This window comes from Microbacterium sp. 67-17 (assembly GCF_001898325.1).
GTDB lineage: Bacteria > Actinomycetota > Actinomycetes > Actinomycetales > Microbacteriaceae > Microbacterium > Microbacterium schleiferi.
Map to the genome: position 1 here is coordinate 120,587 of NZ_MKTR01000024.1, position 12,191 is coordinate 132,777.

11 protein-coding genes are annotated in these 12,191 nt (G+C 66.8%); 8 read left to right on the forward strand and 3 right to left on the reverse strand.

Annotated features, from left to right (window positions below):
• Positions 1-105 precede the first annotated feature (105 nt).
• The 6 genes from BGO47_RS10355 (at position 106) to BGO47_RS10380 (ending at position 7,143) form a co-directional block, all read left to right on the forward strand.
• A complete protein-coding gene (locus BGO47_RS10355; protein ID WP_292711648.1) occupies positions 106-1,626 on the forward strand; it encodes an ABC transporter ATP-binding protein in 1,521 nt (506 codons plus the stop codon).
• Complete coding sequence (locus BGO47_RS10360; RefSeq protein WP_292711651.1) at positions 1,623-2,918, forward strand: ABC transporter permease; 1,296 nt, start codon at positions 1,623-1,625, stop codon at positions 2,916-2,918. Before BGO47_RS10355 ends, BGO47_RS10360 begins: the two co-directional genes overlap by 4 nt.
• The gene (locus tag BGO47_RS10365) at positions 2,915-4,216 is read left to right on the forward strand and encodes an ABC transporter permease (RefSeq protein WP_292711654.1); all 1,302 of its coding nucleotides are present in this window, start codon (positions 2,915-2,917) and stop codon (positions 4,214-4,216) included. Before BGO47_RS10360 ends, BGO47_RS10365 begins: the two co-directional genes overlap by 4 nt.
• Positions 4,217-4,278: 62 nt before the next feature.
• Positions 4,279-4,680: a cytidine deaminase gene (locus BGO47_RS10370; RefSeq protein ID WP_292711657.1), complete on the forward strand. Its 402-nt coding sequence runs from the start codon at positions 4,279-4,281 to the stop codon at positions 4,678-4,680.
• Positions 4,677-5,975: a thymidine phosphorylase gene (locus tag BGO47_RS10375; RefSeq protein ID WP_292711660.1), complete on the forward strand. Its 1,299-nt coding sequence runs from the start codon at positions 4,677-4,679 to the stop codon at positions 5,973-5,975. The genes BGO47_RS10370 and BGO47_RS10375 overlap by 4 nt, the downstream gene beginning before the upstream one ends.
• 52 nt (positions 5,976-6,027) lie before the next feature.
• The gene (locus BGO47_RS10380) at positions 6,028-7,143 is read left to right on the forward strand and encodes an adenosine deaminase (RefSeq protein WP_292711663.1); all 1,116 of its coding nucleotides are present in this window, start codon (positions 6,028-6,030) and stop codon (positions 7,141-7,143) included.
• 283 nt (positions 7,144-7,426) lie between these two features.
• On the opposite strand, the gene BGO47_RS10385 is transcribed toward BGO47_RS10380, so the two are convergent.
• From BGO47_RS10385 to BGO47_RS10395, 3 genes are all read right to left on the reverse strand, one after another.
• Entirely contained in the window at positions 7,427-8,284 is an 858-nt protein-coding gene (locus BGO47_RS10385; protein ID WP_292711666.1) for a type IV toxin-antitoxin system AbiEi family antitoxin domain-containing protein, read from the reverse strand.
• A 380-nt stretch (positions 8,285-8,664) separates the two neighbouring features.
• Positions 8,665-9,444 carry an alpha/beta hydrolase gene (locus tag BGO47_RS10390; protein WP_292711669.1) on the reverse strand — a complete coding sequence of 260 codons (780 nt, stop codon included), beginning with the start codon at positions 9,442-9,444 and terminating at the stop codon, positions 8,665-8,667.
• Between the two features lie 28 nt (positions 9,445-9,472).
• Positions 9,473-11,380: a PTS sugar transporter subunit IIA gene (locus BGO47_RS10395; protein ID WP_292712143.1), complete on the reverse strand. Its 1,908-nt coding sequence runs from the start codon at positions 11,378-11,380 to the stop codon at positions 9,473-9,475.
• A gap of 196 nt (positions 11,381-11,576) precedes the next feature.
• On the opposite strand from BGO47_RS10395, the gene BGO47_RS10400 reads away from it, so the two are divergent.
• Both BGO47_RS10400 and BGO47_RS10405 read left to right on the forward strand, forming a co-directional pair.
• On the forward strand, positions 11,577-11,894 hold the full coding sequence (locus BGO47_RS10400; RefSeq protein WP_292711671.1) for a PTS sugar transporter: 318 nt from the start codon (positions 11,577-11,579) through the stop codon (positions 11,892-11,894).
• 20 nt (positions 11,895-11,914) lie between these two features.
• Complete coding sequence (locus BGO47_RS10405; protein WP_292711675.1) at positions 11,915-12,190, forward strand: HPr family phosphocarrier protein; 276 nt, start codon at positions 11,915-11,917, stop codon at positions 12,188-12,190.
• Position 12,191: the final 1 nt, after the last annotated feature.

Consider the following 12,191-nt stretch of genomic DNA (forward strand, 5'->3'; position numbering starts at 1 on the left):
CTGGGTATCCAGCCTCCCCGCCACTGTCGTTATCGCCCCTCACCGCCCGCCTGTCGGCCACGCATTTCGGTGCGCCGACCCGACCTGTCTCCTAGGATCGGCATCATGAAGCTCGAACTCCGCGGGATCACCAAGCGGTTCGGCAGCCTCGTCGCAAACGACCACATCGATCTCGTGGTCGAACCCGGAGAGATTCACTGTCTCCTCGGCGAGAACGGCGCCGGCAAGTCAACGCTGATGAACGTTCTCTACGGTCTGTACCAGGCCGACGAGGGCACGATCCTCCTCGACGATCACGTCCAGAACTTTCACGGTCCCGGCGACGCCATGCGCGCGGGCATCGGCATGGTGCACCAGCACTTCATGCTGATCCCGGTGTTCACCGTCGCCGAGAACGTGATGCTCGGTCACGAATCCACCAAAGCGGGAGGGTTCCTCGACCTGAATGCGGCCCGGCAGCGCGTCCGGGAGATCTCGGAGCGGTTCGGGTTCGACGTCGACCCCGACGCGCTCGTCGAGGAGCTGCCCGTCGGGGTGCAGCAGCGCGTTGAGATCATCAAGGCGCTCTCGCGGGACGCGAAGGTCCTCGTCTTCGATGAGCCGACCGCCGTGCTCACGCCGCAAGAGACCGACGAGCTCATGGCGATCATGCGCCAGCTCAAGGACGCCGGCGCCTCCATCGTCTTCATCACCCACAAGCTTCGCGAAGTCCGCGAAGTGGCTGACCGCATCACCGTCATCCGCCTCGGCAAGGTCGTCGGCGAAGCATCGCCCGAGTCATCGAACGCCGAGCTCGCGTCGATGATGGTCGGCCGGGCCGTCGAACTCACGGTCCACAAAGATCCGCCGCAACTGCGCGACTCCGCTCTCGTGGTCTCGCACCTGTCGGTGCTCGACCACACCGGCCACCCCATCGTCGACGACGTCAGTTTCGAGGTCCGCGGTGGCGAGATCCTCGCCGTCGCGGGTGTGCAAGGCAATGGGCAGACCGAGCTCACGGAGGCGCTGGTCGGCCTCCAGGAGATCGTGCGGGGCTCTGCCACGCTCAACGGAACCGAGCTCATCGGCCGGAGCGTCCGCGGCATCCTGGACACCGGCGTCGGGTTCGTGCCGGAGGACCGCAAGGAAGATGGCCTCGTCGGCCCGTTCACGATCGCCGAAAACCTCATGCTCGATCGCGCTCACGGTGCTCCGTTCGTGAAGGCGGGCACCGTGCAGCGCGCCGCACTGGCAGCGTTCGCGCAGGAGAAGTTCGAGGAGTTCGACGTCCGCGCACAGGGCGTCGATACTCCCGTCGGTACCCTCTCGGGTGGCAATCAGCAGAAGGTCGTGCTCGCTCGTGAGCTCAGTCGCGAGCTGTCGCTGCTGGTCGCCGCGCAACCGACGCGCGGCGTGGATGTCGGTTCCATCGAGTTCATCCACAAGCGTGTCGTGCAGACGCGGGATGCCGGCATCCCCGTGGTCGTCGTATCCACGGAACTGGACGAAGTCGTCGCCCTCGCGGACCGGATCATGGTGATGTACCGCGGACGCATCGTCGGCATCGTTCCGGGGGACACACCGCGCGAAGTCCTGGGCCTCATGATGGCCGGGGAGACCCCGAGCACGGAAGGAGCCGCAGCATGAGCACGACGGCATCCGAGCCCACGCATAGCTCGAAGCCCGGTCTCGAGGAGGTCCCGCCCCCCGGGAAGTGGCACGAGACCTTCCGTCGCATCACCCAGGGCAACGCGATCATCTCCGTGCTCGCTGTGCTTCTGGCCCTGATCGTCGGCGGCATCATGATCGCGTTCACCGACGAAGACGTGCAGGCGGCATCCGCGTACTTCTTCGCACGTCCGATGGACACCATCGCCGCCGTGTGGGATGCCGTGAGCGGCGCCTACATTGCCCTCTTCCAGGGTGCGATCTACAACTTCAACGCCCCCACTTTCGAGCGAGCCATCAAGCCCATCACCGAGACGCTCACCTTCGCGACGCCGCTGATCGCGGCGGGCCTCGGTGTCGCCCTCGCGTTCCGCATCGGCATGTTCAACATCGGTGGTCGCGGTCAGATGCTGATGGCCTCGGCGGCGGCCGGATGGGTCGCGTTCTCGCTCGACCTGCCCTGGGGCATCCACATGGTCGTCGCTCTCATCGCGGGTCTGATCGCCGGTGCGCTGTGGGCCGGTATCGCGGGTCTTCTCAAGGCGCGCACAGGTGCGCACGAGGTGATCGTGACGATCATGCTCAACTACATCGCGTTCTATCTGATTTCGTGGATGCTGCGCACGCCTGGCCTGCTGCAGGCACCCGGATCGAGCAACCCCAAGACGCCGGCGATGAAAGACACCGCGGTGTTCCCGGATCTGCTCGGGCCCTCCTACAACCTGCACTTCGGGTTCATCCTGGTGATCGGCGCGACGGTGCTCGTGTGGTGGATCCTGTCGCGATCGAGCCTCGGCTTCCAGTTCCGTGCCGTCGGGGAGAACCCGAACGCCGCACGGGTAGCCGGCATCAAGGTCTCGAGCATGTACGTCTACGGCATGCTCATCTCCGGGGCACTGATCGGTCTCGCCGGTGTCAACCAGGTGCTGGGAACGGTGACGACCGGCTTCTCGGCTGACATCGACGCCGGTATCGGATTCGACGCCATCACGGTCGCGCTGCTGGGGCGTTCCACTCCGTGGGGGACGTTCGCGGCCGGCATCCTGTTCGGTGCTTTCAAGGCCGGTGGGTACTCGATGCAGGCTGCCGAGCAGATTCCGGTCGAGATCGTCACGGTGGTCCAGGCGCTGATCGTGCTGTTCATCGCGGCACCACCGCTCGTGCGTACGATCTTCTTCCTGCCTTCACCCGAGCGCGACCGGCGCAAGCGTGAGAAGGCGCGGCAGAAGCAGCTGAAAGCGCAAGCCCGCGCCGAAGGGGGTGCTGCATGAGCACCACCGCATCTCCCACGGGCGAAGGGACCGTACCCATCGCCCCGCTGGTGACCGCCCAGCCCGAGAAGATTCGCAGCTGGAAGGTTCCGATCGCGCTCACGAACTTCACGGCGCTTTTTGCCATCCTGCTGCTCGTTGCGCCGCGGGAGGGGGTCACGACCTTCCGGTTGTCAACACCCACCGACGCGATTCAGCTGCCCGAACTCGCCGTGCCCGTCATGGCGACCGCGTGGGTCTGCGTCGTGCTGCTGGCACTGCTGACTGTCGCATCCGTGTTCTTCGTCCGAGCCTTCGCGCGCTCGCCGCTGTGGATCGTGATCGTCTACATCCTGGCGATCGTCGTCGGGTTCCTTACCTGGGCTGCGGCGGGCGCGGCGATCCCGGTCACGGGACTTCTGATGGGCTCGCTCGGACTCGCCGTTCCGCTCATCTTCGGTGCCCTGGGCGGCGTGATCGGCGAGCGTGCCGGAGTGGTGAACATCGCGATCGAAGGTCAGCTCCTGGCGGGGGCGTTCACCGCCGCCGTCGTTGCCTCCGCGACTCGTCAGCCTCTCCTCGGCCTTCTCGCGGCGATGGTCGCCGGAGTTCTCGTGGCCTTCATCCTCGCAGCGTTCGCCATCAAGTACCTCGTCGATCAGGTCATCGTCGGTGTCGTGCTGAACGTCCTCGTGATCGGCTTGACGAGCTTCTTGTACTCGCAGGTGCTGCAGCCCAACGGCGCGACCCTCAACAGCCCGCCGCGGTTTGACCGGATGCCGATTCCGTTCCTTGCCGACATCCCCGTCATCGGCCCGGTGCTTTTCAACCAGACGATCATCGTGTACCTCATGTACATCGCCGTGGCGGCGGTCTACGTGGGCATGTTCCACACCCGCTGGGGTCTGCGGCTACGTGCGGTCGGCGAGCACCCGCAGGCCGCTGACACCGTCGGCATCAAGGTCAATGCGACCCGGTTCTGGAACGTCCTGCTCGCCGGTGCCATCGCCGGCCTCGGTGGCACCGTGTTCACGATCGGAAACGGCATCGCCTTCAACAAGGAGATGACAGCCGGCGCCGGCTTCATCGCGCTTGCAGCCGTCATCTTCGGCCAGTGGGACCCGATCAAGGCGACGCTTGCGGCGCTGCTGTTCGGGTTCGCGTCGAGCCTGCAGAACACCCTCAGCATCGTCGGTTCGCCGGTGCCGAGCGAGTTCATGCTCATGCTGCCGTACGTCGTCACGATCTTCGTGGTCGCCGGTGTCGTCGGACGCTCGCGGGCGCCTGCAGCCGACGGAAAGCCCTATATCAAGGAATAACGGGATCAGCGCCCTCGCCACCGGCGGGGGCGCTGAGACCTGCGTGAGCCGGGAGGATCCGCATGACAGACATCGATTGGGACGGGCTGCGTACCGAGGCGATCTCGGCCATGCGCCGCGCCTACGCCCCGTATTCGAACTACTCGGTGGGAGCCGCTGCGCTCGTCGACGATGGACGCGTCGTCGCCGGGTGCAACGTCGAGAATGCCTCGTACGGTGTCGGACTGTGTGCTGAGTGCGGACTCGTCTCGGCGTTGCACATGAGCGGTGGGGGCAGACTCACGGCGTTCGTCTGCGTCAACGGACAAGAGCAGATCATCATGCCCTGCGGCCGGTGCCGCCAGCTCCTCTACGAACACTCCGCGCCCGGGATGCTGCTGCACACCGTCTCTGGCATCCGCACGATCGATGAGGTGTTGCCGGATGCCTTCGGGCCCCGCGACCTCGAGGAGGCACGCGCGTGACCGAGGCATCGATCGAGCCGTTCGACGCCGTTGACGTCATCCGTATCAAGCGAGACGGTGGTGCCGTTCCCGAAGCGGAGTTGCGCTGGATGGTCGACGCCTACACACGCGGATACGTTGCCGATGCGCAGATGGCGGCGTTTGCGATGGCGACCCTGCTCAACGGCATGCAGCGCGACGAGATCCGGGTCATGACCGATGCGATGATCGCCTCGGGGGAGCGGATGAGCTTCACGGGACTCGGCAAGCCGACAGTGGACAAACACTCGACGGGGGGAGTGGGAGACAAGATCACGCTCCCGCTCGCGCCGCTGGTGGCGTCCTTCGGCGTCGCCGTGCCGCAGCTGTCGGGACGAGGCCTCGGACACACCGGGGGAACCCTCGACAAGCTCGAGTCGATCCCGGGCTGGCGCGCGGCGCTCTCGAACGCCGAGATGACCGCGCAGCTGCGGGATGTGGGCGCCGTGATCTGCGCCGCCGGCTCCGGCCTTGCCCCCGCCGACAAGAAGCTCTATGCGCTGCGCGATGTGACCGGCACCGTCGAGGCGATCCCTCTCATCGCCTCGAGCATCATGTCCAAGAAGATCGCCGAGGGCACGGATTCGTTGGTGCTGGACGTCAAGTTCGGCTCGGGCGCGTTCATGCGGGATGTCGATCGCGCGCGCGAGCTCGCACGCACGATGGTCGCTCTCGGGACCGACTCCGGGGTTGCCACGACGGCGCTGCTGACCAATATGGACACGCCGCTGGGACGTGCGATCGGCAATGCCAACGAGGTCCGGGAATCCGTCGAGGTGCTTGCCGGCGGTGGGCCTGCCGACGTCGTGGAGCTCACGATCGCCCTGGCACGGGAAATGCTGGCTCTGGCCGGGCAACGGGATGCCGACGTCGAGGCGGCGCTGGCCGACGGACGCGCCATGGACTCCTGGCGCGCGATGATCCTCGCCCAGGGCGGGGACCCGGACGCCGAGCTGCCCGCCCCGCGCGAGACGCACACCGTGACCGCGCCTCGCGCGGGGATCGTGACCCGCATGGAGGCCCTGCCGTTCGGAATCGCCGCGTGGCGGCTGGGTGCCGGTCGTGCACGCGCCGAGGACCCCGTCATCCATGCCGCGGGTATCGACCTTCACGTCAAGCCGGGCGACTCCGTGGCATCCGGCGCCCCGCTCTTCACGCTCTCGGCGCAGGATGCCGCGCGGTTCCCGCGAGCACTGGACGCGCTCGAGAACGCATGGGAGATTGGGGAGGCCGAGGTCTCGCGCACCCCCCTCGTTCTCGAACGCATCACCGCCTAAGCATCCTTCGTTCTTCCCCGCCACAGCCATCCCCCTTCTTCCAGGAGCCCTCATGTCGATCGATCAGCACGGTGACCACGTCTTGCAGGGGATGTCGATCCGCAAGCTCCCCAAGGTGTCGCTGCACGACCACCTCGACGGCGGTGTGCGGCCGGCGACGATTCTGGAGCTTGCCGACGAGGTCGGTCTTGAGGTTCCCGAAGACACCGCTGACGATCTCGCCGACTGGATCGCCGAGCGCTCCGACTCGGGCTCGCTCGTCGAGTACCTCAAGACCTTCGACCTCACCGTCGGGGTCATGCAGACCCGCGAGGGGCTCACTCGCGTTGCCCGTGAGTTCGTCGAGGACCTCGCCACCGACGGTGTGATCTACGGCGAGGTGCGGTGGGCGCCCGAGCAGCACCTGTCGGGTGGGCTGTCGCTCGAGGAAGTCGTCGAGGCCGTACAGGACGGCATCGAGGAGGGTGAGGATGCCGCAGAGCAGGCAGGTCACGACATCCGTGTCGGGCAGCTGATCACCGCGATGCGGCACACCGACCGGTCCCTGGAGATCGCGCGGCTGGCCGTGCAGTGGCGTGAGCGCGGGGCTGTCGGCTTCGACATCGCGGGCCCCGAAGACGGATTCCTCCCCTCGCGCCACCGCGAGGCGTTCGACTACCTCGCCAGCGAGTTCTTCCCCGTCACCGTCCACGCGGGTGAGGCCGCCGGATTGGACTCGATCCGTTCGGCCCTGCTCGATGGGCGAGCGCTGCGCCTCGGCCACGGGGTGCGGATCGCTGAAGACCTCGATGTCGTCTCCCGCGCGGGTGACGAGGTGCTGGTTCAGTTCGGTGACCTTGCCCGCTGGGTGCGTGACCGCGAGATTCCGCTCGAGTTGTCGCCGACTTCGAACCTGCAGACCGGAGCGATCTCGGCGTGGGGCGAGGAGCTCGCCGATCACCCCTTTGACCTGCTCTACCAGCTGGGCTTCTCGGTGACGGTCAATGTCGACAACCGCACGATGAGCCGGACGTCGCTGACTCGTGAGCTGGCCATCCTCGCCGACGCTTTCGAGTACGACCTCGACGACCTCGAAGTCTTCCAGCTCAACGCCGCGGCCGGTGCCTTCCTGCCGGTCGAGGAGCGCGAGGAACTCATCGAACTCATCGGCGAGGGCTTCGACCGCTAAGCGGCTGCGGCTGCGGTCGCAGGCCAGGGGTTGCGGCCGAGGGTCGCTAACTCCTCAAGATCGGTCCATCATCCCCGTCGACGATGGCGTCGCGGCGGCATCCAGCCCGGATTTGCGGAGTTAGCTACCGCGACGGCGTGAACGTCGGCGGAGGCGCGACCGGTCGTGCTGACGCTGGATGGGGACGAGCGGCGACGCCTATCGCGCAGCTAACTCCTCACGAGCGGCCAAGTCATGCATCCGCAGATCTCGCGAGTCCGCAGAACCTCGTGGTCTTGCGGAGTTAGCGACGACGAGCACGAACAGGATTACCTCGCTCGATGATCGTGCGAAGCGTCGCGGTTAGCTCATCTCGGTGATGCAGGATGTCTTCCGCGATCGGCCGGATCGTCGTGTAGCCGAGAGTCGCCGCCGCTATATCGCGGCGCCGATCGCGCTTTGCAGCCTCCCAGCCCGCGTGGTGCGCTTCACTGTCGCATTCGACGATCAGCCAGCCATCGACGACGAAATCGACCCGTCCGACCCCGGCAATGTGCTGCTGCACACGAATGTCGCATCCGAGCGTGCGGAGGATGAGCCGCATGAGCGACTCGGTGCCGGACTCCGCCCGTCGATCGAGGAGCCCGCGGAGTGCTCGGTAACGCAGCGGAAGACGCGCGAAGACCTCACGCAGATCTGATTCAGTGACAAGGCCCCTGTGCCATGCGCTATCGAGCGTTGCGATGGCGGACCGTGGATCCTGGCACCGGCAGGCCTGCGCGAGGGCCTCGATCCAGGGCGTGATCGGCGAACAGCGCTGGGCTCCGGTGGCGCGCCAGTGTGCGACGACGTGGTGCGGGCGCGCTGGCAGCCGGCTCGCGCCGATGTCGAGCTGCACGTGAAGCGGCGGTTCGGACGCAATGAAGATGCCTGCCTCGCGGAGCAGAGAGACGCAGTCCAGCCGACCGCCGAAGCGTGCCGCTTCGGAAAGGCATGGTGGCGCATCGACCGCGAGGTACTTGCCGCGCCTCACGCGAAGGAGCTGCCCGGAATCAACCAACAACCTGATGCGCCGTTCCGACAGACCGTGCGCGCGGAGGTCCGACGTCTCCAGGATCTGGTGGTGGAGGGCGGGGGATGTCGCGCTCGGTGCGTTCGGCATGCGTGGAGTCAACCGTCGTGAGGGGGATAACGGCCAACGGATGTCATCGCTGGGGAGAACAGCGCTCAGGAGCGACGTGGGGAGGATCGGTTCTCGCCCGGGGTGTTTGCCCGCAGGGCGTTGCTAACTCCGCAATATGAGGGGCGCGGCCGGGGCTACGAGGCTGAAACGTCCATCGGTACGGCGAGTATGAGGAGTTGGCTGCGGCCGTGGCGTCCGGTGGGCGGATGCGCCGCTCGCCGGTCGGTGGCCGCTAACTCCTCACGATTGCCTCGGGTTAGGGCACGAGCGGACAGGAACTGCCGCTGAGGCGGCAGATGTGCGGAGTTGGCAGCAGTCCCGCAGCAGCCACCGATGCCGCAGTGCCCCCTGCGGGCGTGTCAGTCAGCAACCTGCGTCTGGAAGAAGTGGTCGATCTCGGACGTGAGGGTCTCGGTCATGGCGGCATCGGAGATGGTCGGTGTGCCGTCGCCGGGCTGCAGGCCGTAGTCACCGAATGACGAGTGCGCGGCACCCGCGATCTCGACCATGTCGGCATCCGCCGGGAGGAGCGGGCGGGCATCCGCGATCTTCTCGGGAGTCGAGAGGCCGTCGAGCTCACCGGCGAGGCTGAGCACCGGCAACCCCGACGCGCTGAGGTCGTTCGCGCAGTAGGAAGCGAACAGAATCAGCGCCTCGGCATCCTGCGTCAGCTGGCAGGCACGAACCCCGCCGAGTGAGTGGCCACCAACGGCCCAGGTGTCGACGTCCGGGGCAAGGCTCGTGAAGGCGCCAAGCGATCTGAGATCGAAGAACGCGAGGTTCAGCCACGGCTTGGTGATCACGACGGTCGTCCCCGACTCGACGATGCCCGAGAGCTTCGCGGCATAGGCCCACGGGTCGACCTTCGCGCCCGGAATGAAGACGAGCCCGTCACCGGTCGCGCCTTCGGTGGGTGAGAGCACGATTGCTGCCGAATCGTCAGTGATCGAGATGGCGGGATTCGCCTTCACGGAAGCAAGCGGTTCGGGCTCTGCCGCCATCACGCCCACCTGCGAGTAGATGACGATCCCCACGATGGCGACCATCAGCAGGATGCCGAGACTTGCGGCGATCCATCCGATGACCCGTACCGCGCGGGAGCGGCGTCGTTGCGGCGGCGGGGCAGACTCGGCATCCACCCCTTCAGCGTAGTGAACCGGAGCGGGATCAGCCGTCGATGACCGCGGCCAGCTCGTCGAGGAAACCGGCGAGATCCGTCGACCGGCGCACGATGCGCTGCACGCTCTCACGCTCGGAGAACACTTCGACGAACTGCTCGAAGACCGTTTGGAAAGCGGTGCGGTCTGATTCCGAGAACGCGACCAGTGCGACCACCTGTACGCGGGAGTCACCCCAGGCGATCGAGCTCTCGGAGACGCCGACCGAGATCGCCGTGCGGGTTGCCGTCATCCCGATCGCGTGGGGAACGGCGAGGGCATCCGTGAACGCCGTCGACGAAAGCTGCTCGCGGTGGATCGTGCGCTCGATGTAGTCCTGGTCGATGACGCCGTCCTCGACCAGGGGTGCGCCCAGCAGCCGGATGGCCTCCTCCTCGTTGCCTGCCGCGGCAAGCTCCCGACTGAACGCGCCGGCGACGAAGTAGCGTGCGAGGTCCGCGCGCAGTCGTGCCAGGCGTCGCCCGCGCCGGATACGGCTTGCGGTTGCCTGGACGCGATCGACATCGCTCTCGGTGAGGAACGGCTGCACCCTGACGATCCGCTCCGACGGCGTCGGCGGGTCGATCGTCGAGAGCACGAGGTCGGTGTGGATCGAATCCCAGTCGGGGTCTGCGCGGGTGTCGACCCCGATGACCTCGATCGCGCGGCCGAGAGAGCGGTCGACGCTCGATCGCAGCAGCTCGTGCAGTTCGTAGTACCCGGGACAGACGATGGTCGCGGTCAGCAACTGTTCGCTCCGGCGGCTGCGCTCGAGCCGCCCCCCGACGTGCATCGCGATGTAGGCGATCTCGTCATCGAGCAGCGGAATGCCGAGCCGCTCGTGGAGCTGCCCCGCGATGAAGACGGCGACCTCGAACACCATCGGGTAGCTCGTCTTCAGTGACCGGGTGAGCGGGTTTCGAGACCATGCCTGGGCCGCGGCGCGCTGCCGGAGGTTCTGCACGTGAAGCGCGAGGCGCACGACGAAATCCTCGTGCGCGATGTCGACGAGAAACTCGGATGCCGCGTCCTTGACGATCTCGCGAACGACCTGTTCGAGGTGGGGATCGAGGTTCTCGCGCGCCCGCTCGCTCGGCGCTGCGGCACCCGGAGCGACCACCCGCGTCAGGACGAGGATGGCCAGATGGTCCAGGTCCCCGTGTCCGAGATCGACCCCGATGTGCTCACGCACAAGGGCATCGAGAACCTCGGCGACGGCGCGACGATCTTCCGAGATCGGCGAGCCGGTGGTCGCCTCCAGTGAGCGGCCCTGGGAGGCTCGGTCGGCGGTGATGGCGATGTGCATCAGCACATCCGCGATGCCGAACTCGTTGACGTAGTACCCGAGATCGCCCATGCGGGCCACGAGAGCGGGCTTGAACGGTCCGAACACATTGGCGCCCATGGAGGATCCGCCGAGAGAGCGGCGCAGCGCATCGAAGTCGAATGCGCCGGCTTCCATCTCGTCGTGCGCGAGGGAACTCAACAGGCGCCGCTGCGCGACTTCCGTGCCGCGAAGACGCGCGATCGACGCGGAACGCTCGAGAGTGATGCCGGTGCCTCCGAGCAGGCTCCGCACGCGGCCCAGGTCGGCCTCGAGGGTGGCGGGGCTCACGTGCAGTGCATCCGCAGTTTCGAAGACGTCGATGCCGCCCGGATCATTCAGGAGCGCTCGGATGAGCGTGTGCAGTCGGTCGCGCGGTGTGCCGGCGTCGGCTGCCGCCGAAGCGCGGAGTGCGGCTGCGGCATCGACGCCGGCCCGATACCCGGAGGGGCCGGACTCGATGGCGGCGCCCGAGGGGACTCGCGCGTTGACGGCGGTGACATACGAACGGATGCTGCGCGGAGTGACGCCGAGGGCGTCGGCAAGGGTCGCCGCAGTGACCCACTCACCCTCGCGAACGAGCAGGCTGAGCATCCGGTCTTGTCGTGGTCGTGTCACCGAACTCCTCGCGCGAGGCCGCACCAGGCGCGTCCTCGACCGTGTCAGTCAACCACGCCGGGCGTCCGCGCAGGGCTTCGTCGTCGCAAACGCTCTTCCGCCCCCGCGGAAAAAGGACTGGTTGTTGCCTCTCAGCGTTCTCACAAGAATCGATCCCGAAGGAGGCGGGTCGATGAGGATCCTCGTGGTCTGCGGCGCAGGTGCGTCCAGCACATTCGTCGCACAGCGGCTCAGAAGCGCCGCCGTGCGCAGTGGCGCTCACGTCGACGTCGCCGCGGGAACCGAGGACACGCTCGCGGGTCTCACCGAGCCCGTCGACATCGTGCTTGTTGGTCCTCATCTCGAATCTGAACTTGAGCGGATTCGGGTGGCGGCCGCAGCCAAGCACGCGATCGCGGTGCTTCTTCCGCCCGACGCCTTCGAGGACCGCGATGGTTCGCGGATCCTCCAGATCGTCACCGCGGCGCGCGCCGCATCCGTCGCCGAATAGCCAGTTCCAGGGAGGGAACCATGTCTGAGATCACCCGCACCGTTCGCATCGGCTCGTCACACGGTCTGCACGCACGCCCGGCGAAGCTGTTCGCCCAGGCCGCGAAGGATGCCGGCATTCCGATCACGATCGCGAAGGACGCTGGGGCTCCGGTGAACGCGGCGAGCATCCTCGGGGTGATTTCGCTCGGCGTCGAGCACGGCGACTACGTCACGCTGACCGCCGATGGTGACGGTGCCGAGGCGGCCTTGGACACACTCGCTGAATTGCTCACCACCGACCACGACGCCGCCTGAT

Bases quoted from the DNA above. Each gene is read 5' to 3' on its own strand.
- BGO47_RS10355 (WP_292711648.1), top strand. From the start codon at position 106: ATGAAGCTCGAACTCCGCGGGATCACCAAGCGGTTCGGCAGCCTCGTC.
- BGO47_RS10360 (WP_292711651.1), top strand. From the start codon at position 1,623: ATGAGCACGACGGCATCCGAGCCCACGCATAGCTCGAAGCCCGGTCTC.
- BGO47_RS10365 (WP_292711654.1), top strand. From the start codon at position 2,915: ATGAGCACCACCGCATCTCCCACGGGCGAAGGGACCGTACCCATCGCC.
- BGO47_RS10370 (WP_292711657.1), top strand. From the start codon at position 4,279: ATGACAGACATCGATTGGGACGGGCTGCGTACCGAGGCGATCTCGGCC.
- BGO47_RS10380 (WP_292711663.1), top strand. From the start codon at position 6,028: ATGTCGATCGATCAGCACGGTGACCACGTCTTGCAGGGGATGTCGATC.
- BGO47_RS10385 (WP_292711666.1), bottom strand. From the start codon at position 8,284: ATGCCGAACGCACCGAGCGCGACATCCCCCGCCCTCCACCACCAGATC.
- BGO47_RS10395 (WP_292712143.1), bottom strand. From the start codon at position 11,380: ATGCTCAGCCTGCTCGTTCGCGAGGGTGAGTGGGTCACTGCGGCGACC.
- BGO47_RS10400 (WP_292711671.1), top strand. From the start codon at position 11,577: ATGAGGATCCTCGTGGTCTGCGGCGCAGGTGCGTCCAGCACATTCGTC.
- BGO47_RS10405 (WP_292711675.1), top strand. From the start codon at position 11,915: ATGTCTGAGATCACCCGCACCGTTCGCATCGGCTCGTCACACGGTCTG.